The following is a 22,180-nucleotide window of genomic DNA, read 5'->3' on the forward strand; positions in this document are numbered from 1 at the left end:
ATGATAAACCTGCTGAAAAAAATGCTTTCGCCCGTCTTGAACTGGTTGCTGGAACCGCTTGTTTGCCGAATTGATGATCGGCTGCGCAGACATCTGGACGAAAAACTGGCAAGAGTCGATTCCGCGTTGTTCCCGCGCTTACTTCCGGTCGTCATCAAGAACGAACTGATCTGCCTTGAGTTTCTGCCCCGCGACATCCTTGGCTATTGCGGCCACCTACACTTTATCGGCTACTACGCCGCGGACGTCGCTTTACAGTTTCCCGGGGCCACCGCCTTTTCACCTGTTGACGCGGAAGGAGCGCATCCCGACATCGACATCGTGGACGCAAATAGCGCCCTTGTTTTTCTCGACGAGTATCATTTCCAGCGATTCATGGAAACCCGCTGGTCATCCTTGAGCACGGTCGCAGGAACGCTCTTGATCGCAACTCGCTTCGAGTTTCTACCGGAAGCAGATTGCCGCTTGGTGCTTCATTCATTGGGCTTCATCGAAGTCGCGTGCGCGTACCGCGGTACCAGCGGTGGAAAGACCGAGATCACGGCGGTTAGTCATGCCGAAGCCACGAATTGCAAGCCGCGCTATATCAAACTTGGCGACTCACCAAGTGAGGCGCACACTCACGGCGGATGGCTTGTAGCCCGGCGCTGCCCGCGAAAAACAGAACGCCGGGTCGACCATGTCGATTGATAGCCTGCGTAGCGGCTATCAATTTCTGTTGTGCGGCTTCGGCTGCGAGTATTCGCTGACGGCTCTGGCTCGCTATTTAGGAAACGACGGGTACAAGGTAATCACCGTTGATATGCAGGAGACCCCCTTGCCTGCCGTCATTGATGGTCCCCACATTCTCGTCACGTCACAACATCCAGCCTGTTCCTCGCAGGTTTTTCAGGCGCATTGGGGCGAAGACTTTCCTTTCAACCAGTATGTCGCGCCCTTAGAAATCATGCAGCGTTTTCGTCCCGCGTGTTCCGTGTTCATTCCCCATGATCTTGAGATGCCGATCCGGCCTGAGGAATTGATCTACATGAACGCGTTCGACCTGTATGGGGCGCCCGCGGGCCCGGTCAACCCGGCCCTGCGGCACTACTGCAAGGTCATCGAAACTGGATGGATAAAACACAACGGCCTCGACCGACTTGCGCCGGACGTCGAGGCCATGGTTGCCGAGCGCGGCGTTATTTTCATCAACCAAATTGTTCAATTAATGCGTTCGGGGGGAGCAAGCTATCTGCTGGCCAGTTACCCCCAGATCCTTGCCAAGGGACTGCCGCTGAAACTGCCCGAATGGCCCGGTTGTGATTCACTCGCGGCTGAGCTAGTGGCCCGTGGCGCACACGTTCTTCCCGCCTCGCTGTCAAGCACCGCCCTGATCGCATCCAGCCGCTCTGTTTTCGTCAACAGCCCGGGTTCCGTTGTCGCCGAAGCTCGCTACCTTGGTGTCCAGGCAGTCATCCTTGACCCTGATATGCAGAATCCAAGTGGTGCCGGTGAGTTCGCATCCAATGCGGCGGCCCCCCCATTCAACTTCCCGCTCCTGTTGGAATCGATAGATCAGCTACTTGGAGCACACCGATGATCCGAAGCAGAACGGCTGTTATCAATGCCGCAGGGCGAGGGACACGTATGGGAGGAATCCGCCCAAAGTGTCTAACGCCGATGCTGGGACGACCTCTTGTCGAATGGCAATTGCAGGCTCTGGCCGCTTTTTCGGAAGTCCTTGTCGTCGTAGGTTTCCAGGCTCGCGAAGTGATTGAGGCTGTGGGCGAACTACGCCCGGATGCAGTGTTCGTGACCAACCCGGCGTTCGAATCGACAGGAACGGCGGCCAGCCTGTCGGTCGCACTGAAGCGCGCACGATTTCCGGTGGTATCAGTCGACGGTGACCTGCTGGTGCATCCTGACGATCTCCTTGCACTGGTAGGTGAAACGGTTCCCGCCATAGGGGTCAGCGACATCCAAAGCCTGGCGCCTGTCCTCGTCGGCACACACCACGCCCCTTCCGGCCTCGTCCAAGCGACCGCGTTTTACCATGGGGAACCAGCTCCTCCGGGCGTAGATACGCTGGAATGGACCGGTCTGGTAACGCTCTCACCACAAGAGCATAAGGTGCACGGTACGGGCCATGTCTATCAGATGATCCGAACGCTGTTGCCGTGCCCCGCGGTTCACGTCCGCTGTCGGGAGATCGATTATCCGGAGGAGATTCCGGCAATGGAAGCATGGTTGCAGGAACTGCTCGATCAAGGAGTTTTCCATGGATAAGGCTGTCATTGATCAATTCTGGCGGCAACGCTCCGCCACCGGCGCCGGGAGATGGACAGAGAGCCCGATGCTCAATTTCGAGCGTGAATTGCTGGCGCCGATGGTCGGCGCAAACTGCCGGATTCTCGATCTGGGCAGCGGGTCTGCGGAGTTGTCGCGCAAGTTGCTACTCGATACGACGCACTTGCTCGCGGTCGACAAATACCCCGGCTTCCTTGAGGACATCCCCGACGATCCACGAGTCATCAAGCAGTGTGCTGACCTGGAATCGTTCGCCACTGCCTCCACCTTTGACCTTATCCTCTTGTTTGGCGTAGTTACGCATCTGGAAGCAGATGAGGAAGAATCGATCTACGAAAAAGCCCGCAACTGGCTGGCACCGGCAGGCACCATGGTCGTCAAGAACCAGATCTCGCGTGGGGTCGAATTGTTGATGGATGGCTTCTCGGACGCCCTGCAATGCCACTATGTCGCTCGCTATCCGGCTCTCGACGTTCAGGAGGGACTCTTGAAATCCCGCTTCAACACCGTGAGAATCGTCGCCTACCCGGACACGTTCAACCGCTGGCCGACGACCATGCATACGGCTTTTGTCTGTTCGGAACCGTATTATTAGGCTTTGCTCAGAGCCGGACTGCGTTCCCCCCACCAAATCTGTCGAAACCATTCGCCCCTCCCCATGCACGAAGCTTCGAAAACACAAGCCATTCGCCCACCAGATTTCAGCGATCATCACCTTGCCGGCCGCGTCATTGACATCGGTGCCGGCAATGATCTGGTATGTCCGTGGGCGGAAGGCTTTGACATGGCCGACGGCGATGCCAACTATGTGACGCTCTACCGACAGCCGTGTTCCTACGACGCGGTGCACAGTTCGCATTGTCTTGAGCACATGCGGAATCCGGGGAACGCCTTGCGTGAATGGTGGAATCTGCTCAAACCTGGCGGCAAGCTGATTGTGGTGGTCCCGGAAGAAACGCTTTACGAGCAGCAGCATTGGCCCAGCCTTTTCAATGGTGATCACAAGTGGACATTTCGCGTGGATGGCGAGTCAACCTGGAGTCCGAGATCGATCGAGGTTCGCGCGCTGTTTGCGACGTTACCCGAATGCGAGATCTTGTCGGCAGGGATTCAATGTCAAGCCTACGACGAACGTCTCCGGGATGATGGAACACGCAAGCGCTTACCGGTTTCGGTATCGCGCCTGCTGATGGTGCTCGATCGGCTTGGCCGTGGCGGACGTTGGCTGCGCACCGGGCTGTTTCACTTCCTCTTTCACCTCGGCTACGCGATCGATCAAACGCTCGGCCATGCACTGGCACAGATTGAAATCATTGCCCAGAAACGCCAGATATCGCCGTGAGTGCCTACCAAATCTGCATTGAGCCAACGCCATCAACCTTGGTGCTGGGAACTTATGCGCATCTCGGAATCGCTGAGAGCCAAGTCGGCAGCTTTCGTATCCATCCAGGGTTTTCGATTGCGCAAAGTGCTGCGACGGGACTGGCCATGCCCGACAGCTTCGTCTCCTCACCCGGTCGTTACCTGGTTGAAATGCTCGCACGCGCCGGCCAGCAACTGTCCTCGGTTCAACGCGTCCTAGTATTCAACCCACGCTTCCGGCTTACGGAATTTTCCGTACGAGCGTGTCTAGCACATGCCAAGGAGTATTCGGGTAATGCAGCCATTCTGAGCGCCCGCCGCGACGTCCCGATGGCCTACCTGCTTGATGCAACCCACACTCGTTGCCGGCGTCTTCTGCTGTTGCTGTCCTGCTCTTCGACCAGCATTGATCAAGCCTTTCTTGCTGCCGCGTTGTTCACATCCGTCGATCAACTGGAACTCGGACTTCCTTTGCTTGACAGCATGACGGATGGCTTTCTGCCAGCGGCCTATCGTCGCCCCATGGAATGGTGCGCTAGGCACGCCACGAAGGTATTGCAGACTAGCTGTGGTACTGCCGACACGCCTCTGGCGGAGCGAGCAGCCGCCCGTGATGCCCTTTTGATCAAGGCATTCTTCACCCATCATGCGGGCGACGTGCTATTCATGGCAATCGCATCGCGAGACGCCGGATCGCCCTATTACGATGAGATCATCGTGCATGACAACTACCTCCCGATCGCACGACGATTCAATGGCGAAACAGCGTTTTCATCCATCCGATGTCCCGTTCCGTTCCGCGGCGACTATCACAAGGAGGACTGCGAGCATTTTATGGACGTCGCCAAGACCTTGCCCGGAACTGCCCTCTACGCTTACTGCCGCACAACTCGAAACTACAACTTCACAGACTTCCACTACATCGACCATTTCCGGTTTTGTCTTGGGATAATGCCAAGCGGTGTCGTACATGCAGCCGCTGCGGTCCGAGCGGTAAAGCAGAAACCGTCGCCATCTCTTTCCGCTCTGTTGCACTTCGATGCGGGATGGCCACTCAAGATCTATCCATCGGCCGATCAGAAGGAGCTTGTAGCGCTGTTGCTAGGCCTTGGGTTTCGAGTTACCACGCTCGACGCAAAAATTCCCATTACCGGCGCGGAATCAGTGCGCTTCAACACACTCGACGCATTTGACGATCTCCTTGCCAGCTTTGATGTGCTGGTCGGGATGGACTCCTTTCCCGCACACTATGCTGCGCTGACTCGGAAATGCCGTACGGTCCATCTTTTTTCCAGCACCCACCCTGTACACTCCGCCTGCAACATCGGCGCCAATCACATCTCGCTCCAGCGTGGTGAAGTCTGTTGTCCATGTCTGGGATGGGACAAGTGCATTCGATACGGAGGCACCAACTGCCACAATTTTTCATCCCCAGAAACCATCGTTGCGTCGATACAGCAAATGCTTACCGGTGAATCGTCGGTCCGCGACCAAGCCCTGCCACCACCACCCTCAAGCAAATGCCCACGACACTTCAATACCCCGCAGCTTTCAGCTTCGCCAATACCAATTCGACCCATGTCCCTGGGTACAGTGCGTATCTTGTCGCCATGGCAGTGGATATTGGCCCTGCCACGACTAGCGCTGATGCTCGGACGTGAATTCTTCATCACACTTCGCCGCGATGGCATCCGTAAAGCCAGCTACTTAAGTTTTGCTTTTCTGCGGCGGCACCTCGCGATGTCTCGTCGTACATGGTCCAACGGCGACTGACCAACCACGAAAAACACACTTCATGATTACCCTGGCCTATTACCTCACCGACCGCCTTGCTGCCTATGGATGTCGACATGCATTACTCGTCACAGGTGGCGGTGCGATGTTCCTCAACGACGCCCTGTGCCATCACCCCGATATCGAGCCGGTATTTTTCCATCACGAGCAGGCCGCCGCGATGGCTGCGGAGGCTTACGCGCGCATCGCCGAGCGACCGCCGATCCTGAATGTCACGACCGGGCCCGGCGGCATCAATGCACTCAACGGCGTCTTCGGCGCCTGGACCGACTCGGTGCCGATGATCGTCATCTCGGGCCAGGTCAAGCGAGCCACCTGCCTGGCGACGACACCCGTTCCCGGGCTGCGGCAACTGGGCGACCAGGAAGCGCAAATCATCCCCATGGTTTCCGGCATAAGCAAGTACGCGGCGCTCGTGGAACGTCCCGAAGACATCGCCTGGCACCTCGACCAGGCACTGCACCTGGCGACCTCGGGCCGACCGGGGCCGGTGTGGCTGGACATTCCGATCGACGTGCAAAGCGCGAGCATCGACGCGGCAAGACTGCGCCGCTTCGTGCCGGCGCCGGCAAGTCCCTGCACGACATTGCCCGGTGACATCGAGCGTGTCGTCGAGCAGCTGCGCACTGCCCGCCGGCCGGTGATTCTCGCCGGCAGCGGCGTACGCGCAGCGCGCGCCACTGCCGAGTTCGAGGCTGCCATTCGTCGCCTCGGCATACCGGTTGCCACCGCCTGGACACACGACCTGATCGCTTCCGACGATCCACTGTTCTGCGGCCGGCCCGGAACGATAGGCACGCGCGCCGGCAACTTCACCGTCCAGAACGCCGATCTCCTGCTCATCCTCGGTAGCCGCCTGAACGTCCGCCAGGTCAGTTACAACTGGCAGGCTTTTGCACCGCAGGCATTCAAGATTCAGGTCGATATCGACGCGGCCGAGCTGAACAAGCCGACGGTGAGACCCGATTTGCCGATCGTTGCCGATCTCAAGGACTTCCTCGCCACCCTCGCAAAGCAGTTGCACGACTGGCGTCCGAACCAGGACCATCAGGCCTGGCTGGCGTGGTGCAGGCAACGCCTGCTCGACTATCCAAACGTCCGCCCCGAGCAACGCGCGCCGGCCGGCGAGAGGATCAACCCCTACCACTTCGTGGAAACATTGTTCGCGCAACTGACCGGCGGCGACATCGTCGCCTGCGGCAACGCCAGCGCGACCATCGTTCCCTTCCAGGCGGCGACCATCAAGCCTGGCATGCGCATGTTCTCGAATTCGGGCAGCGCGTCGATGGGCTACGACCTGCCCGCGGCGATCGGCGCCTTCTACGGCGCTCGCACGGCCCGCAGCACGCTGGAACGTATCATCTGCCTGGCCGGTGACGGCAGCATCATGATGAACATCCAGGAGTTGCAGACCGTCGCCCAGCACCAACTGCCAGTGAAGATCTTCGTTCTCGACAACGGCGGCTACCTGTCGATCCGCAGCTCGCAGAACAACTTCTTCGGCCGATTGGCCGGCGCCGGCCCGGAGTCGGGCGTGGTGCTTCCCGATTTCGTTGCCGTCGCGAGGGCCTTCGCCATTCCGGCGTCGCGCCTCTACTCTGCCGACTTCGCCGAGCGGATTGCCGGCATTCTCGACACTCCCGGCCCGCAACTGTGCCAGGTGATGCTCGACGAGCAGCAGCCATTCGAACCGCGCACCAGTTCGCGACAACTCGATGACGGGCGCATCGTTTCGGCGCCGCTCGAAGACATGTACCCTTTCCTCGATCGGGAAGAACTGGCGCGCAACCTGTGGCCGCCCGACGATACCGATGCGCCGGCCTGAACGCGTCGACCACCGTCAGCGCTCGGCCGGCGGCGTCCTGTGCTGCAGCGACATGCAGTTAGGCGAGCAGATGCAGACAGCGCCGCGTGGCTAGCTCAGCGATGCGTCTGGCGCCTTCTGGCGACGTCTTGTTGAAGAGGCTTTGGCGCATGCAAGCAGCGCTGGCGCAGCGCATCCGGCTGCAATGCGTATAGAATTCGGGGGAATCCACATCAGCTCTCCGACGCCCGCAACTGCCTGTGCCCCTTCCCTGGCCATGCAGACCCCTGCGGCAATTCACCGGCAAGCCCATGAACCCTTCGCAAACCGCAGAGATCTTTGAACATCTGTTCGTCCTCGAACTGGCGAACAACCACCAAGGCAGCCTGGAGCGCGGGTTGCGCATCGTCCGGGACTTCTCGCGAATCGTCCGCTTCAACAACGTCAAGGCGGCAATCAAGCTGCAGTTTCGTGATGTCGATGCTTTCATTCACCGCGACTTCCGTGCGCGCACCGACATCCGCTACATCAAGAGAACGCTCGACACCCGCCTGTCGAAGGATGAGTACGCCAGCTTGACGACGGCCATCCGTCGTGGCGGCTGCATCCCGATGGCAACACCCTTCGACGAGGTGTCAGTAGACCTCTGCGTCGAACTCGGCGTCGACATCATCAAGATCGCCAGTTCCGACATCAACGACTGGATCCTGATCGAGAAGATCGCCACCGCTAAAAAGCCGGTCATCGTGTCGACCGGCGGGTCGTCGCTGAAGGATGTCGACGATCTGGTCAAGTTCTTCAACCGGCGCGCGATTCCGCTGGCGATCAACCATTGCGTCTCGCTCTACCCATCCGAAGACCACGAGATCGAGCTCAACCAGATCGACTTCCTGCGTCGCCGTTACCCGCTCAACGTCATCGGCTTGTCGACGCACGAACACCGCGACTGGCACACGTCGATCGCCGTCGCCTACGCCAAGGGCGCGCGCAGCTTCGAACGACATATCGACATCGCGGCGGACGACATCACGGTCGCCGCGTACTGCAGCCTGCCGCAACAGATCGACCAGTGGTTCAAGGCGTACCGGCGCGTGGTCGAAATGTGCGGTGCGCCGGGAACCCAGAAACGCATTCCGCTGAACCGGGAAAGCCAGTATCTCGACGCGCTCGTGCGCGGTGTCTACGCGCGGCGTGATCTGCGCCGGGGACACGCGCTCTGCGACGATGACATTTACCTGGCGATCCCGCTGCAGAAGGGCCAGATCTCGTGCCGCGAGCTGATGCGCGGCGAGGTGCTGCTGAGCGATGTCGCAGCCGACGAGCCGATCATGATCGACATGATCGACAGCCCCTACGCCGAGATCGAACAGCTCAAGGCGCTCATTTACCAACGCGGACTCTGATCGGGCACGGCCTTGTTTCAGTCAATCATCTTCGACCTCGACGGCACACAATGAAGCTGATCAGTGTCGTCACCGGCTGTTTCAACGAAGAAGAAAACGTTGACGAGCTCTACGAGCGCATCCGCGCGCAGTTCGAACGCTTGCCGGAGTACGACTACGAACACATCTTCATCGACAACGCATCGAGCGACGCTACGGTCGCCCGGATCAAGGCCCTCGCTGCACACGACAAGCGCGTCAGGCTGATCGTCAATACGCGCAACTTCGGCCATATCAGGTCGCCGATCCACGCTCTGCTGCAGGCGCGCGGCGACGCGGTAATCGCCATGGCCTCCGACCTGCAGGAACCGCCCGAACTGATTCCCGACTTCATCGCCAGATGGGAGCAAGGCTACCGCGTCGTCGCCGCCGTCAAGCCGAGCAGCGCCCACACCACGGCGATGACTTTCATCCGCCACTCGTTCTACGCCACCATCGGGCGCATCTCGGACACCCGGCTGATCCCGAACTACACCGGCTTCGGCCTGTACGACCGGAAGGTTGTGGAAATCATCCGCCAGATGGACGACCCCTATCCCTACTTTCGCGGACTGATCGCCGACATCGGCTTTGAACACGCGGAAATCCCCTTCGTGCAACCACGGCGCATCCGCGGCATCAGCAAGAACAACTTCTACACGCTTTACGACATTGCCATACTCGGCATCACCAGCCATTCGAAAGTGCCAATACGTCTGGCGACGATGGCCGGCTTCGCACTTTCAGCGCTCAGCCTGCTGGTGGCAATCGCCTACCTAATCTACAAACTGGTCAGTTGGGAACAGTTCTCGCTTGGCATCGCGCCGGTACTGATCGGGTTCTTCTTCTTCGCCTCGGTGCAACTTTTCTTCATCGGGATCCTCGGCGAATACATTGCTGCGATCCACACACAGGTCCTGAAGCGACCGTTGGTCGTGGAAAAGGAGCGCATCAATTTCCCCACGGCTGATGAATGAAGAGATGGGAAGCATCGACTGACACCACCAGCGCCGCGCTGGCGGCAACTCGGCTTCCGATACAGCCTCCTGAGTCAGCCGAAGCTTTGATCGGTGAGCCGAACGGTGCCGACGGCCTTACGGCCTGCTCGTTCGCTTACCTTGCCCTGCCCAATCTGCTGTTTCTCTTCGGCTGGTTGCGCCTTCCGCTGGCCCTTTTGCTGTGTTCCGCGATGTTCTATTGCCTCGCCAAAGTGTTCTGGTCAAGAACTGGCACCTGGCGCAGCAAACATACGCAGTCGGCTGTTCTTCTGATCGTCGCAACGAGCTGTGCGTGGTCGGCATTCGGCGGCGGCAGCCACTACATGTACGCGAACGCCGACTGGGAGATCCGTGATGCGGTTCTCGGTGACTTGGTAATCGGTGAGTGGCCGGTGCACTACCTGTCGGCAGAGGGGATACCGCTGATACTCCGCTCGGCAATTGGCTACTTTCTGCCACCTGCCATGCTCGGAAAGATCTTCGGCCTGACCCATATCGATATCGCCGTCCACTTGTGGACTGCGCTCGGGGTACTGATCTTTCTGCTCCTGCTGCCGCTGCCCAGAAGCGCCGGCTGGCGGCTTGCGGCGGCCCTGCTGCTGGTCGTTTTCTTCAGTGGCATGGACTTCGTCGGTGTCGTCATCGCAACCGAGTCCTTGCCGATCTTTCCCTTGCGCTTGGAATGGTGGTCCCCGTTGAGCTACCCTTCGCTCACCGGCCAACTGCTCTGGGCGCCGAATCACTGCCTGTCGAGCTGGCTCGCCGCCGCGCTCTGCTTTCGCCATCGGCATGGTCGCGAGTTTCTCGCAATGGCCAGCGCAGCGCTTCCCCTGACCCTTATCTGGACACCATTTTCGGTGATCGGGCTGATCCCGTTCGTGACCCTCGGAGCGGTGCTCGGCATCCGTCACCATGGCTGGCGCAGCGTGCCATGGGACGCCATCCTCGCTGCGAGCGCCTTTTCGCTGCCAATGCTGCTTTTCCTGACGTCTGACATCGGCCACATCGATTCCGTGGTAGCGACCACGCCATCGACGACTGCCGTGAAGTACGCCTTGCAGCAGGTGTCGCTACGCGGCTACCTGCTCTTCGTCGGCTGCGAGTTCATGTTCCTGGCACTGGTCATGGCGCCGCACGTTCGCCAGGGACGTGCAGAATTCTGGCTGGCGATAGTCGTCCTGTTGGCTTTGCCGCTACTCCGTTTCGGCCCGACGAACGATCTCGGGCTGCGGCTGAGTACGATACCGCTGGTATTCCTACTGGCGATCTGCTTGCAAACGCTGTTTGCACAAAGCGACGTGCCTCTCCGTTCTACACTCTGGATAGCCGCCCTTTTTCTTCTTATAGGCGCCCACACCGCCTTCAATGAACTCTGGCGCTCAGCCACCTTTCCGCGATGGGCACCAAACTACCGGCAGACGCTGGCCGATCACCAAGGCGGCCAGCCAGCAGAACATTATGTTGGACGACTCAGCGCCTCGCCGCTGCGAGATTGGCTGAAGCCGCTCCCGGCGCCCCGCACAAGCGCTGAATGAGCAAACGCAGGTGTCCTGGCAGACGCTGAAACGCCGTTCTTGACGCCGCGACAGCCAGGCGGCGCCCTTGCTCAAACCAGCGCGCTCGTGCTCCCCAGCTGATGCTGTCCCCACATCCTCGCGTACACCTCCTCCAGCGACCGAACGAAACGCGGCATATCGAAAAGCGGGCAGTCGCGTTTGTTTTCTGCCAGCCTCGAGCGCAACGCATTCAGACGCGACGGTTCGCGCACCAGTGCCAAAGCCAGTTGGTAGTAGTCATCCGGGGAAGCAGCGATCAGTTCCTCAAGGCCGGCGGCGCGCAACAAGCTGGCGCCAACACGTCCCGGAAACGTGTCGCCAAGTAGCGCGACCATCGGAACGCCCGCCCACAGCACATCAAGCCCCGACGAGTGCGAGTTGTAGGGAAAGGGATCGAGCGCCAGATCCGCCAGTTGCAGGCGCGACAGGTGATCGACTCGCGACTCAACCCGCGGTGCAAAGATGATCCGGGCGGCGTCCACAGCGCGAGCACGCGCTTCCTCGCGCAAACGCTCCGCAGCCGAACCGCTCGGCTGACTCAGCCACAGACAGCTCCCCGGCAACTCGCGTAGCAGCCCACACCAAAGGTCGAAAACCTGCGGGTTGAACTTGTAGCTATTGTTGAACGAACAGAAAACGAAACCCTCGTCCGGCAAGCCAGCGTCACGCCGTGCCGGTCGACAGCCCAATGCCGTGCTGGTATCGGCGGGCAGGTAGCAGTTCGGCAGGTGCGCAAGCGTCTCCTTGTAACAGGCCTGCTGCTGAAGCGGCGTGACCACCGGGTCGCCGAGAAGATAATCGGCCAGTTTCCGGTGTCCAAGCGTGCCTGCATAGCCAAGCCAGTTGACTTGCACCGGAGCACATCGAAGGGCCAGCGCCTCCGGTCGCCCATCGGTCGTCCAGCCGTGCAGGTCGATCAGGATGTCGATCCGGTCTGCCCGGATGCGCCGCGCCGTCTCACTCACGCTGCAGTCCAAGAGATCAACGAAATGATCGAAGGCAGCAAGCAGACGTCTCCGAATGTCACTCTTATCATCAATGCCCATCGAATAGCCGAAAACCTCGACCTGCGAGCGATCGTGCAATTCGATGACCTGTGGCAGAATAAGACCGACCGGGTGGTTCCGGTAATCCGCCGACAGATAGCCGATCCGCAAACGTCGCTCAGACGCCTGGTCCGGATCGCCAGGGGGCCAATCAAGGTCCTTTGCATCCAGTACACCCACCGGAATGCTGCGGCGCACGAAATTGGCCGCCACTCGCAGCTGCTCTGCGGAAGTCACCGATGGGAACGATAAAGTAACAAAGGGATTTTCGGTCAGCGAAAGGTAATCCGCGGATAGCGACCTCAGGCTGAGCAGCCTCGCCTCCAGGTCGCTCCAGTCACAGCGCTTGAGGCTCGCACAAAGAAATTGCGACAGAATGGCGGCATTGCCCGGATCGTTCTTCCACAGTTCGTTGAGACAGACCCAGGCTTCATCATTGCGGTTGCTGCTCAGCAGCGCACCGGCAAGCTGCTCGATCGCTTCCAGATAGTCACCGGGATGGCAGTCGATGGCCTTGAGGAAATAGGGAACGGCCTCGCCGAATTTGTGCATTCGCGCCAAGGCAACGCCGTAGTTCTTCAGCACCTCCGGATCACCAGCCTTGAGCTCGATCGAGTGTGCGAAGCATTTGATCGATTCATCCCAGCGCATCAACGACGAAAGGACTATCCCGAGGTTATTGTGCAACTCCGGATCGTCGGGAGTACGTTCGATGGCATGGCTGACAATCGGCAGCGCCTCGTCATAACGTCCCTGGCCAATCAAGGCAAAGCCAACGGCTTTCAACGCCAACGAATGTGTTGGACGACCACCGAGGATGCGTCGCGCTGCCGCTTCGGCATCGACGTAGCTGCCGGAATCGACGAGGCGCATCAGGGCCAGGCATTCAGGATCGAGTGGCGCTCGCTTCGTGCTGCCCGAGCGCTGTTTCTTGCGAAAAGTCTTCATTGTCTCGACACTTCTTTCAATCAATCGGGGCCGCACCAGTTCGTGCAAGCGCCGCCACAGGCGCTGGACGCTATTGACCGACGGCCCGCATGAACGCCACCTCCAAGGATAGGCTCGGGCGGACCTCGAGCAACACATGCCCGGCATTCTGCAAGGCGTTGAGACACGCCCAGAGATTCGCACGCGGCACTTCGCCTATCCAGCGTCCCGAAAAATCCTCGCGCATGCCGTCGACGGGCGCCTGCCCCAAGGAACGTACGAGCACCATTTCCTCGTCGCCGCTCAATTCCGCCGGCGAGCGAACGGCACGCAGAACGCCCTCGTGAATCAGTCCGAAACGGTCCGCCAGTCTCTCAACATCGTGTAACACGTGCGAGGTGAGAAACAGCGCCCCGCCGCCGCGCTTGTAGTCAGAAAGGATATCAACCACGTCGCGGCGACCGATCGGGTCCAGGCCCGACAGAGGCTCATCGAGAATCAACAAGCGCGGATTAATGCACAAGGCCTGCGCAATCGCCACCCGCTGTGTCATACCCTTCGAGAACGAGCGAATGGTCTTCCTCGCTGCGTGCGCCAGGCCGAGGCGCTCCAGCCAGTTCATGCAGTGAGCTTCCGGATGATCGACCTTGACACGATGCAGACGCAGGCTCATCAGCAACACTTCGAGCGGCGTCAGGTAGTCGTAAAGATAGGGATTCTCGGGAACGTAGCCGAGGCCGAGGCGGGCACTCGGCAACGCGACGGGGGTCCCGAAAATGCTCGCGCTTCCCCTCGTGGCCTGGATCAAGCCCATCAGGATCTTGATCGTTGTCGTCTTGCCGGCTCCGTTCGCACCGATGAAGCCAAAAGCCTCGCCGGCTTCGACAGTCAGTGACACGCCCGCGAGCGCAGCAACCGGGGAAGACCGCCAGCCTTTCCGATAGCGCTTCTCGAGGCCATCAATGGCGATGGCGGGGAGCGTCATTTGCGGCCCTCCGAAGATGAATGCAATATCGGCCGACCCGATGCATCGAGCCCGAAACCGAAGCCAAGCGCGTCCTTGGGGATTTCTGTGATTAGACCGCTGCTTACCAGTTCGTCGAGTCCTTGCACGTCCTTGCCATAGCGCTCGCGAAAACGCTTCGCCGCGTCCTGCAGGCTTGCCAGGTCGCGCAGACGATCGGCCCTGACCTGCAGATAGTTGCGAAACGCGCCTTGCGGCGCATTTGCTGCCATCGCGCCGACCAATCCGGCCGCATTGGCCGTGTCGTAGCCTTTTTCGATCCACGCCGCGGCGACATTCTGCAGCGCCCACGCATCCTGCTGGTTCTTGACCCGCGGAACACCTTTGAGCAGCCACTGCGCGCCGGTCGCCGGATCGTGGCGAAAATGATAATGGAGGAAACCGTAGTGAAACAGCGGATACCAGTCAAAGGTGCGCGCATCCGAAGCCTTGCGCAGCACGTACTCCGCGGCATCGACCTGGTCGTTCCAGGGCAGGATCGCCGCTGCGATGTAGTAATTGTCCTCGTGCGACGGGTTGAACCAGGCGATGTCTCGCTGCAGCTTCGCCTGCACCGCGTAATCCTCTGGGCGCATGTGCGCCGTCTCGGCAACGAGCACGCGAAAACCTGCCAGGTTGGCGGCGAGATAGCGATCACCCGCAGCCAGCAAGACCTGCGCGAAGCGCGGCAAAGCTATCAGCAGCTCGGGTTTGGCGGTGGCTCGGGGAAGTTCAGACAACCGCTGTGCGGCAAGGCCATAGACCAGCGCCGAAAGAAGGCCGAGCGCAAGCAGTGGAAGCGTCGTCAGCCGGGAAGGCATCAGGAAAACTCGCGCCTGGCGAACAACAGGCTCGCACACACCAGGAGAACAAGGATGTAGGCGGCCGCCATCGTCACCGCCCAAAAAACTACCTGGCTGCCCGGCGGCAACTGGTACATGGCCCACTCGCGCCAATCCAGGCGAGAAAGGTCGGGAACCAGCCATTTCACCAGATCAACGAGCGGACTGTAGCTGCTAACCAGTTCCTCGTTGCCATCGGCGCCTTGCGAAAGGTAGGCCATGGTCGCCCCCAGCGCCTTGCCCGCCAGGGCGAACGCCGCCCCGAGCGCGAGCGGCAAAACCGAGACCGTCGACAATGCCGCGATACACAAGGCAAATGCAGCCACGACGGCAGCATCGAGCGTGAAGCCGGCGACAGCGCTCCAGAACGGCACTCCGAGAGCCAGTTGGAACTCCTGGCTATAGCCGCCACCAACGACGACCACTGCCAACAGGAGAAGGAGGCCAAGAACAACTGCCGCCAGCGTCGACAGAAGCAGAATGGCCGCAAAGCGACCGGCCAAAAAAGCGCCACGCGAAACAGGATAGGCCAGCGAGAAAAGGATCACCCGCCGATCGATCTCTCGCGCCACCAACTCCTGAACCCAGAAAAGGTTGAGCAGGACGAGCGAAAAACGAATTCCGGAAAAGCCGACGTCGAGTGCGACGGTTTGCGGCTGCCGCGGCGAGAAGAAGCCCGACAGATAGGCGATACCGATAAGCAAGACGCCGAAGATGAATACCGCCTGGAAGCTCTTGCCCCGTAGGCCGGAGCGCAGACCCGAAACAGCGAACTCGAACATTATCGTCAACCACAAAAAAAGGCGCACCCTGGGGCGCGCCGGTTTTCCGACCAAGATCCCGGGTTTTAAGAACCAGGCAAGGTGCCCATGCCAGTCGTGATCTCACCTGGGGTACAGGGCGATGCGCCGCAGGTACCGACATTGCCCACCGCACCACCAAGGCTCGAGCCCGCGAAAACTGTCTTGCCCTTGACCGAAGCCGCTCCCACCTTGTAGACGGTCGCAGAAACGTCATCGCCGGACAGGATCACGTTGGCTGAACATTTCGGCGTGAAGGCCACCTTCACGAAGTCGGTACCAGCTGTAACCGCCGCACCGTCCTTTGCCCCGCCACCTGCGCAAATGGTGACCTCGGCTGCATTCGCCGAAAGGGAGCTGATGGCGGCGACTGCCAGAACCGAACCCATAATGACATTTTTCATAGTGCTAGTTTTCATAGGAAATCTCCGATCAGAGAGTAGGCTTACAGGGTCGAGTTGGCGATGGCAGCTGTCAGTAGGTTACGCGCATCCGATTGTGCCGACTTGTCTTCACCCTTCTTGGTGTACTCGGAGAACTGCGGAATGGCGATGGCGGCCAGGATACCGATGATCGCCACGACGATCATTAGCTCGATCAGGGTAAAGCCTTTTTGCAGCTTCTTCATGGTTTGGACTCCTCCAGTGAGTGCAACGGACAATCCGTTGCTTTAACGGTATCAATTTCCGTGCCAGGCGCCGAAGGAACGTAAAAGCGTGACTTTCCGCACGCAGCACCTGCCGCTGGCGCCGCATTGCGTCACACGACTGACAAGAATTGTCACAATCCGTCACCTGACGGCGATCCATCCGTTCCGGCAGAAGCAGAGCGATCGGGTGCCTGGCGCGGCAAGGTCAGGGTGAAACGCGTGCCGCGACCGGGCGGACTATCGACCTCGATCGTGCCGCCCAGCACCGCATTCACCAGGTTGTAGACGATGTACAGCCCGAGGCCGCTGCCGCCCTGCCCCAGACGCGTGGTGAAAAAGGGCTCGAAGATGCGGTTGCGCGTCGCCTCGGCAATGCCGACGCCGTTGTCGGCGTAGCGCAGGATCACCTGATCGGGACCAGCGGCGTGCGCCTCGATCTCGATGCGCCCTTCGTCGATGCCGGCGAAACCATGCACCAGCGAGTTGCCGACAAGGTTGGCGATGACCTGTTCGAGCGGGCCGGGATAACTGTCGAGCTGCAGGTCGGCGGCGATCGCCACTTCGATCCGGTGCTGCGTGTGTTTGAAGCTCAGTCGCAAGGTGACGAGCATCTCGTCGACGGTCTGACGCAGGTCGAACGAGCGCCGCCGGGCGCTGCTCTGGTCCACCGCGACCTGCTTGAAGTGGCCGATCAGTTCGGCGGCGCGGGCGGTATTGCGTTCGAGCAGGTCGATGGCTTCACGGCCGCGGCTGAGCAGCGTGTCGACTTGCGAACGGCGCAGGCTGCCGGCGGCGACGGCGGCGGCGAACTCGCGAAACTGCTCGCCGAGCAGGCTGGCGACGACGCGTGCGTTGCCCAGCGGCGTATTCAGTTCGTGCGCGACGCCGGCGACCAGGTTGCCCAGCGCCGCCAGTTTTTCGGCCTGCAACAGCTGCGCCATCGCCTGCCGCAGCTCGGCGGTGCGCTCGGCGACGAGCTCCTCGAGGTGTTCGCGATACTTCTGAAGCTCGTCCTCGGCTTGCTTGCGCTGCGTGATGTCCGAGCCGACGCTGAACACCTCGACGACCCGGCCGTGCTCGTTGGTGATCGCCCGGTTGGTCCACGAAACCCACACGCGCTCGCCGCTGCGCCGCATGTTCTCGTTGATGTTGTGCTCGAAGCGCCCGGGACTGGCACAGATCTCGTCCATCAAGGTGCGCAGGTCCTTGCCACTGCTTTCATACGCCGGAACGATGCTGCCGATGACATGACGGTCCACCAGTTCGCCTTCGCTGTAGCCAAAAAACTGCAGGCCGAACTCGTTGACGAAGGTCACCCGGCCCTCGGGAGTCCAGCGCAGGATGATGCTGTTGGCGTTTTCAACAAGTTCGCGGTACTTCAGCTCGCTCTCCAGCAAGGCCTGCTCGGAGCGCCGGCGCTCGCTGATGTCGTCGGCGAGGACGAGTTCTGCGCGCCGCCCCTGGTAGGAAACGGGATGCGAGACGACCTCGACGTCAATGATCGAGCCGTCTTTGCGGCTATGTTGCCAGACGCCGGCGAAAATGGCCGGCTCGTCGGCGTCTTCGCCCTCACCGCCCTCACCGCGCTCACCGCCCTCTCCCAGCTCTCCCACCTCGTCCCCTGCGTACTCCTCGACGATGTCCTCGGCGGGGATCGGCGTGTCGTCGCACGACCGTATATCGGTGACGCTCATCTTCAGAAATTCGTCGCGCGCATAGCCGTAGCCCTTGAGCGCCGCGTCATTGACGGTCAGGAAAGCGAGCGTTTCCCGATCGTACACCCACATCGGATGCGGATTGCTGTCGAACAGCAGGCGGTAACGCGCCTCGCTCTCGCGCAATGCGCGATCGGCTTCGGCGTGTTCGATCCGCCGACGCACGACGCTGACGCCGAAGCCCAGATCATTGGCCATGTCGCTCAACAGGGCTACTTCGTCGGCGTCGAAGCCATCGACTGCCGACGAGTAGATGCTCAAGGCGCCGATGATCGTCTCGCCTGCCCGCAGCGGCAGTGCGCACAGCGCGGCATAGCCACGCGCCGCCGCCTGCGCACGCCAGGGGGCAAAGCGCGGGTCGCTGGCGAGGTCCTGAATCACGCACGGGCGGCCGCTGCGAATCGCCGTGCCATTGGCGCCCCAGCCGCGCTCACTGTCGGCCCAGCTGGTATCCAGGCGCTCGAGATAGCCGTCTTCATGCCCGGCATGAACGATTGCGCGCACCTGTTTGGCTTCGTCGTTCTCGGCGTAACCAATCCAGGCCATGCGGTAGCCGCCGATCTGCACGACAATCCGGCAGGCGGTAGCCAGCAAGGCCGTCTCGTCGGTGGCGTGAATCAGCGCCTGGTTGAACTCGCTGATCATGCGCAACTGCCGGTTCATCCGCCGCAGCAGGCGTTCGGCGTGCTTGCGCTCGGTAATGTCGATGACGATTCCGAGAAAGTGGCTGGCCTCGCCGGCGACGTTACGTTCGACGGCCGTCCGGTCGTCTACCCAGCGGATCGCGCCGTCACGGCGAACGATGCGGTATTCCTGCTGGAAATGGTCGACGCCGCGTTCGCAGTAGGCCTGCACCTCGGCGCCGACGCGCTGCAGGTCGTCGGGGTGGATCAGGGAAGCAAAGCGAACCGATCCATCGAGCAGTTCGGCGGCGGCATAGCCCAGCTGGCTGACGTTGCGCGACGCAAATAGCACCGGCCAGGAGGCCACCGCTTGCCAGCAGAAAAGCATCACCGGGCTGTTCTCGACCACCAGGTTCGCTTGCCGCAATTGCTCCTCGGCGCGCACCCGCTCGCTGACGTCGAGTGCCACGCCCATCACCTGCAGCCGTCCGTCGCCGTCGTGTACCGGGTTGAAATAGGTCTCGAAAACGCCGCTGCCAGCGTGCAGGTTCAAGTGCTGTTCCTCGCCGGCGATCGCCCGCCGCGCCGGCTCGCAGATCTCGGGGTAGTCACCATAAAGGTCGAACAGCGACTGGCCGACGGCCTCGCCGGGAGCCAGGCCGAGGCCGGCCAGGCCCTTGCCTTCGCTGAGCGAGAAGATGCCGCCCTCGTCGAACTGGAAAATGACCAGCGGAACACTGCTGATCACCGCACGATAGCGTGCCTCGCTGCTCGCCAGATCGAGCTCGCGTTGGCGAATGGCCTGCGACATGCGCTCGAGGTCGTCAGCCAGGGCGGCAAATTCGCTGATGTGGGAAGCCGGCCAGCCTTGCTCGTAGTCACCGTCGGCGAGCGCGCGGGCGCGGGCGCTGTAGTCGCCGAGGCGGCGAACGCCGGCGCGCGCCAGCAGCAGCGCGCTGCTGGTCGCCAGCAGCACGGCCAGCAGCGTGCCGGCCGCCAGCGCCCACAGGGTGTCCAGGTACGGCTTGAGCAGCTCGCTGCGCGGCTGCGCGACGAGCACCATGCAGCCCGTTTGTCCGATGCCGCGCAGCGTGCCGACAAATTCCTTCCCTCGCCAGCTGAAGTCCTGCGTCGTGAAGCGCCCGTGCACGCCATCGGCAACGATCGCTAGCTGACCGAGCTGGCGCTGGTCGCCACCAGCGGCGTCGGGCGAGTTGGCGACGAGCTGCCCGCGACGGTCGACAATCATCGCCACCAGACCGCTGTCGGCGGCCAGATTGTCGAGAAACTCCGCCAGCCGATCGCTCGCCACTTCGCCAATCAAGGCGGCACCGGCCAGCGGCATCACCAGGCGCAGCGACCCTCGGCCAGCGACCGCTGCAGGCCAGGCCTCGGACCACAGCGGCTGGCCGCTGGCGCGTGCTTCGCGCAGCACCGGCCAGGCGGCCAGATCGACTTTCTGCAGCTCGCCGCGCTGGCCACGCAAGCCTTCCGGCAAGCCGACGGCGAGCACCGCATCGGCGGCATCGACGAGGTAGATCGCCGCCAACCACTCGCCCGTGCCGACGTGTGCGTCAAGCTCGGGGAGCCAGAATGAGGGTTCTTGATCGCTGTGTCGCCGCAGTTGCCCGGCAAGCGCCGACAACTCGCGTTCGGCACCGCGCAGCTGCGCCTCGAGCTGACGCGAAATGGCAGTGGCGAGCACCTTTTGGCGAGCCTCGGCGTCGGCCAGCCGCTGCGGCAGGCTGAAGCACACCAGCGCAGCGACCAACAGCAAGGGCAACACGCTCGCCGGCAGTAAGCGCAGCGCCAGCCAGCGCCATAGCGGTCGCAGCGGCCGCAGCGCCGCCTCGGCGCGCGCCGACGATGACGCGGCCTGCGGCTCAGCGCTCACGTCGCACTCGGAGGCAGGCCGCCGAGCGCGGCCGCTCTACACCGCGGCAGCGATGAGGTTGCGCGCATCCAGCCCCTGCCCGGCAAAGTGATCGAGCAGTTCGCCCTGGTGCGCAAAATCGCGCGTCTCGATCTGCATGATGATCTCGGTCATCCCCACCGGCACGTGCAGTTCGCCGCGCCGATGCTCGACGTGACGAACGTTCATGCCGTGTTCGGCGACGACGCCGAGCAGCGCCGCCAGACGTCCCGGTGAATCGGCGACACGCACGGCGACGCTCATCAGCCGCCCGCTCGATGCCAGGCCGTAGTCGATCGAACGGCCGACCAGCGTCATGTCGGCGTTGCCACCGCTGACCACGACGACGACGCGATCGTCTGGCTGCGGTACGACCTTGCCCTTGAGCAGTGCCGCCAGCGCGACGACGCCAGCGCCCTCGCCGATGGTCCGCGTCCGTTCGAGCAGACAGACCATCGCCTCGGCGATGGCATTGTCGTCGACGGTGACGATGGCGTCGACGTAGCGGGCGATGACGCGGCGGGTCAACACGCCGGGCGCCTTGACCTTGATCCCGTCGGCGATGGTATGCGCCGCCAGCGATACCGTTTCCAGGCTGCCGTCGTCAAGGAAACGACGGAAGGGCGCGACGCTGTCGGTCTGCACGCCGACGATGCGTACGTCCGGACGCTGCAGCTTGATGGCCAGCGCGACGCCGGCGATCAGGCCGCCGCCGCCGAGCGGCACGACGACCAGCGTGGCGCTCGGCAGCGCTTCGATGATCTCCAGGCCGACGCTCGCCTGGCCGGCGATGATCTCCCAGTCGTCGTAGGGGTGCACGAAGGCGAGTCCGCGTTCGCCGGCCAGGCGCTCGGCGACGAGCTTGGCCTCCTCGAGGTTGGCGCCGGCGAGAATGACCTCGGCGGCGAGACCGCGGCACGCTTCGATCTTGGTCAGCGGTGCCGCGACCGGCATCACCACCGTCGCCGCCAGGCCCTTGACCAGCGCCGCGCGCGCCACACCCTGCGCGTGGTTTCCCGCCGATGCGGCGATCACCCCGCGCGGCGCGGCGCCGGCAGCGAGCAGGCGGTCGATCTTGTGCGTCGCGCCGCGCAGCTTGAAGGAGCCGGTCGGCTGCAGATTCTCGAGCTTGAAGTGAATCGGCACGGCGAACTCGCGCGACAGCGGATCGTTGAGCCATAGCGGCGTCGCCAGCACCGCGGCAGCGATGCGCGCCCGCGCGCATTGCAGATCGGCGAGCGTCAGCGGGATCGTGTCGCGCACCTGTTGAGTGCTGGTCATGTCAGCGGGGAAGCGCCGGCAAGGGCTTGATCGGTGGCTTGCGCGAAAGGTCCATGGCAGGCAGGTTGCCCGCGCGAAGGCCGGGCAAATCGTGGCGAAGAGCGCAGTCTAACGTGATCGGGCGAAAGTAGGCCATCGTCTCAGCGCGACGATAAGCCTCA

18 protein-coding genes are annotated in these 22,180 nt (G+C 61.7%); 10 read left to right on the plus strand and 8 right to left on the minus strand.

The genetic code is table 11. The annotated features are described in order from the left end of the window. From QZ656_RS21690 to QZ656_RS21735, 10 genes are all read left to right on the plus strand, one after another. The gene (locus QZ656_RS21690) at positions 1-690 is read left to right on the plus strand and encodes a hypothetical protein (protein WP_291995355.1); all 690 of its coding nucleotides are present in this window, start codon (positions 1-3) and stop codon (positions 688-690) included. Then, on the plus strand, positions 680-1,579 hold the full coding sequence (locus QZ656_RS21695; RefSeq protein ID WP_291995356.1) for a hypothetical protein: 900 nt from the start codon (positions 680-682) through the stop codon (positions 1,577-1,579). The genes QZ656_RS21690 and QZ656_RS21695 overlap by 11 nt, the downstream gene beginning before the upstream one ends. Then, positions 1,576-2,265, plus strand: a complete 690-nt coding sequence (locus QZ656_RS21700) for an NTP transferase domain-containing protein (RefSeq protein WP_291995357.1) — start codon at positions 1,576-1,578, stop codon at positions 2,263-2,265. The genes QZ656_RS21695 and QZ656_RS21700 overlap by 4 nt, the downstream gene beginning before the upstream one ends. Further along, a complete protein-coding gene (locus tag QZ656_RS21705; RefSeq protein WP_291995358.1) occupies positions 2,258-2,881 on the plus strand; it encodes a class I SAM-dependent methyltransferase in 624 nt (207 codons plus the stop codon). Before QZ656_RS21700 ends, QZ656_RS21705 begins: the two co-directional genes overlap by 8 nt. 63 nt (positions 2,882-2,944) lie before the next feature. Then, positions 2,945-3,628 carry a methyltransferase domain-containing protein gene (locus tag QZ656_RS21710; protein ID WP_291995359.1) on the plus strand — a complete coding sequence of 228 codons (684 nt, stop codon included), beginning with the start codon at positions 2,945-2,947 and terminating at the stop codon, positions 3,626-3,628. Then, entirely contained in the window at positions 3,625-5,421 is a 1,797-nt protein-coding gene (locus QZ656_RS21715; protein WP_291995360.1) for a hypothetical protein, read from the plus strand. Before QZ656_RS21710 ends, QZ656_RS21715 begins: the two co-directional genes overlap by 4 nt. 22 nt (positions 5,422-5,443) lie before the next feature. After that, the gene (locus tag QZ656_RS21720) at positions 5,444-7,267 is read left to right on the plus strand and encodes a thiamine pyrophosphate-binding protein (RefSeq protein WP_291995361.1); all 1,824 of its coding nucleotides are present in this window, start codon (positions 5,444-5,446) and stop codon (positions 7,265-7,267) included. Between the two features lie 290 nt (positions 7,268-7,557). Beyond that, positions 7,558-8,649, plus strand: coding sequence for an N-acetylneuraminate synthase family protein (locus QZ656_RS21725; RefSeq protein WP_291995362.1), 1,092 nt, complete (start codon positions 7,558-7,560; stop codon positions 8,647-8,649). Positions 8,650-8,699: 50 nt separating this feature from the next. Continuing rightward, entirely contained in the window at positions 8,700-9,644 is a 945-nt protein-coding gene (locus QZ656_RS21730) for a glycosyltransferase family 2 protein (protein WP_291995363.1), read from the plus strand. Between the two features lie 344 nt (positions 9,645-9,988). Further along, positions 9,989-11,200 (plus strand): hypothetical protein, encoded by a 1,212-nt coding sequence (locus QZ656_RS21735; protein WP_291995364.1) that lies wholly within the window; start codon positions 9,989-9,991, stop codon positions 11,198-11,200. A 71-nt stretch (positions 11,201-11,271) separates the two neighbouring features. Here the strand turns inward: QZ656_RS21735 and QZ656_RS21740 are convergent, their stop codons facing one another. From QZ656_RS21740 to ilvA, 8 genes are all read right to left on the minus strand, one after another. Continuing rightward, positions 11,272-13,215 (minus strand): tetratricopeptide repeat protein, encoded by a 1,944-nt coding sequence (locus QZ656_RS21740; RefSeq protein ID WP_291995365.1) that lies wholly within the window; start codon positions 13,213-13,215, stop codon positions 11,272-11,274. Between the two features lie 70 nt (positions 13,216-13,285). Beyond that, the gene (locus QZ656_RS21745) at positions 13,286-14,179 is read right to left on the minus strand and encodes an ABC transporter ATP-binding protein (RefSeq protein WP_291995366.1); all 894 of its coding nucleotides are present in this window, start codon (positions 14,177-14,179) and stop codon (positions 13,286-13,288) included. Next, complete coding sequence (locus QZ656_RS21750) at positions 14,176-15,018, minus strand: hypothetical protein (RefSeq protein ID WP_291995367.1); 843 nt, start codon at positions 15,016-15,018, stop codon at positions 14,176-14,178. Before QZ656_RS21750 ends, QZ656_RS21745 begins: the two co-directional genes overlap by 4 nt. Next, positions 15,018-15,821 carry a hypothetical protein gene (locus tag QZ656_RS21755; RefSeq protein ID WP_291995368.1) on the minus strand — a complete coding sequence of 268 codons (804 nt, stop codon included), beginning with the start codon at positions 15,819-15,821 and terminating at the stop codon, positions 15,018-15,020. The genes QZ656_RS21750 and QZ656_RS21755 overlap by 1 nt, the downstream gene beginning before the upstream one ends. 65 nt (positions 15,822-15,886) lie before the next feature. Further along, positions 15,887-16,258, minus strand: coding sequence for a hypothetical protein (locus tag QZ656_RS21760; RefSeq protein ID WP_291995369.1), 372 nt, complete (start codon positions 16,256-16,258; stop codon positions 15,887-15,889). Positions 16,259-16,284: 26 nt separating this feature from the next. Beyond that, a complete protein-coding gene (locus QZ656_RS21765) occupies positions 16,285-16,467 on the minus strand; it encodes a prepilin-type N-terminal cleavage/methylation domain-containing protein (RefSeq protein ID WP_291995370.1) in 183 nt (60 codons plus the stop codon). A gap of 152 nt (positions 16,468-16,619) precedes the next feature. After that, complete coding sequence (locus QZ656_RS21770; protein ID WP_291995371.1) at positions 16,620-20,720, minus strand: PAS domain S-box protein; 4,101 nt, start codon at positions 20,718-20,720, stop codon at positions 16,620-16,622. A gap of 36 nt (positions 20,721-20,756) precedes the next feature. After that, positions 20,757-22,019: a threonine ammonia-lyase gene (gene ilvA, locus QZ656_RS21775; RefSeq protein ID WP_291995372.1), complete on the minus strand. Its 1,263-nt coding sequence runs from the start codon at positions 22,017-22,019 to the stop codon at positions 20,757-20,759. Positions 22,020-22,180 lie beyond the last annotated feature (161 nt).

Source organism: Candidatus Accumulibacter sp. ACC003 (genome assembly GCF_907163085.1).
In the GTDB taxonomy this organism is placed as follows: Bacteria; Pseudomonadota; Gammaproteobacteria; order Burkholderiales; family Rhodocyclaceae; genus Accumulibacter.

Coding starts and splice junctions, on each gene's coding strand:
- QZ656_RS21695 (WP_291995356.1), top strand. CDS start 680: ATGTCGATTGATAGCCTGCGTAGCGGCTATCAATTTCTGTTGTGCGGC.
- QZ656_RS21765 (WP_291995370.1), bottom strand. CDS start 16,467: ATGAAGAAGCTGCAAAAAGGCTTTACCCTGATCGAGCTAATGATCGTC.
- QZ656_RS21735 (WP_291995364.1), top strand. CDS start 9,989: ATGTACGCGAACGCCGACTGGGAGATCCGTGATGCGGTTCTCGGTGAC.
- QZ656_RS21705 (WP_291995358.1), top strand. CDS start 2,258: ATGGATAAGGCTGTCATTGATCAATTCTGGCGGCAACGCTCCGCCACC.
- QZ656_RS21700 (WP_291995357.1), top strand. CDS start 1,576: ATGATCCGAAGCAGAACGGCTGTTATCAATGCCGCAGGGCGAGGGACA.
- QZ656_RS21730 (WP_291995363.1), top strand. CDS start 8,700: ATGAAGCTGATCAGTGTCGTCACCGGCTGTTTCAACGAAGAAGAAAAC.
- QZ656_RS21690 (WP_291995355.1), top strand. CDS start 1: ATGATAAACCTGCTGAAAAAAATGCTTTCGCCCGTCTTGAACTGGTTG.
- QZ656_RS21710 (WP_291995359.1), top strand. CDS start 2,945: ATGCACGAAGCTTCGAAAACACAAGCCATTCGCCCACCAGATTTCAGC.
- QZ656_RS21740 (WP_291995365.1), bottom strand. CDS start 13,215: ATGAAGACTTTTCGCAAGAAACAGCGCTCGGGCAGCACGAAGCGAGCG.
- QZ656_RS21720 (WP_291995361.1), top strand. CDS start 5,444: ATGATTACCCTGGCCTATTACCTCACCGACCGCCTTGCTGCCTATGGA.
- QZ656_RS21750 (WP_291995367.1), bottom strand. CDS start 15,018: ATGCCTTCCCGGCTGACGACGCTTCCACTGCTTGCGCTCGGCCTTCTT.
- QZ656_RS21725 (WP_291995362.1), top strand. CDS start 7,558: ATGAACCCTTCGCAAACCGCAGAGATCTTTGAACATCTGTTCGTCCTC.
- QZ656_RS21745 (WP_291995366.1), bottom strand. CDS start 14,179: ATGACGCTCCCCGCCATCGCCATTGATGGCCTCGAGAAGCGCTATCGG.
- QZ656_RS21755 (WP_291995368.1), bottom strand. CDS start 15,821: ATGTTCGAGTTCGCTGTTTCGGGTCTGCGCTCCGGCCTACGGGGCAAG.
- ilvA (WP_291995372.1), bottom strand. CDS start 22,019: ATGACCAGCACTCAACAGGTGCGCGACACGATCCCGCTGACGCTCGCC.
- QZ656_RS21760 (WP_291995369.1), bottom strand. CDS start 16,258: ATGAAAACTAGCACTATGAAAAATGTCATTATGGGTTCGGTTCTGGCA.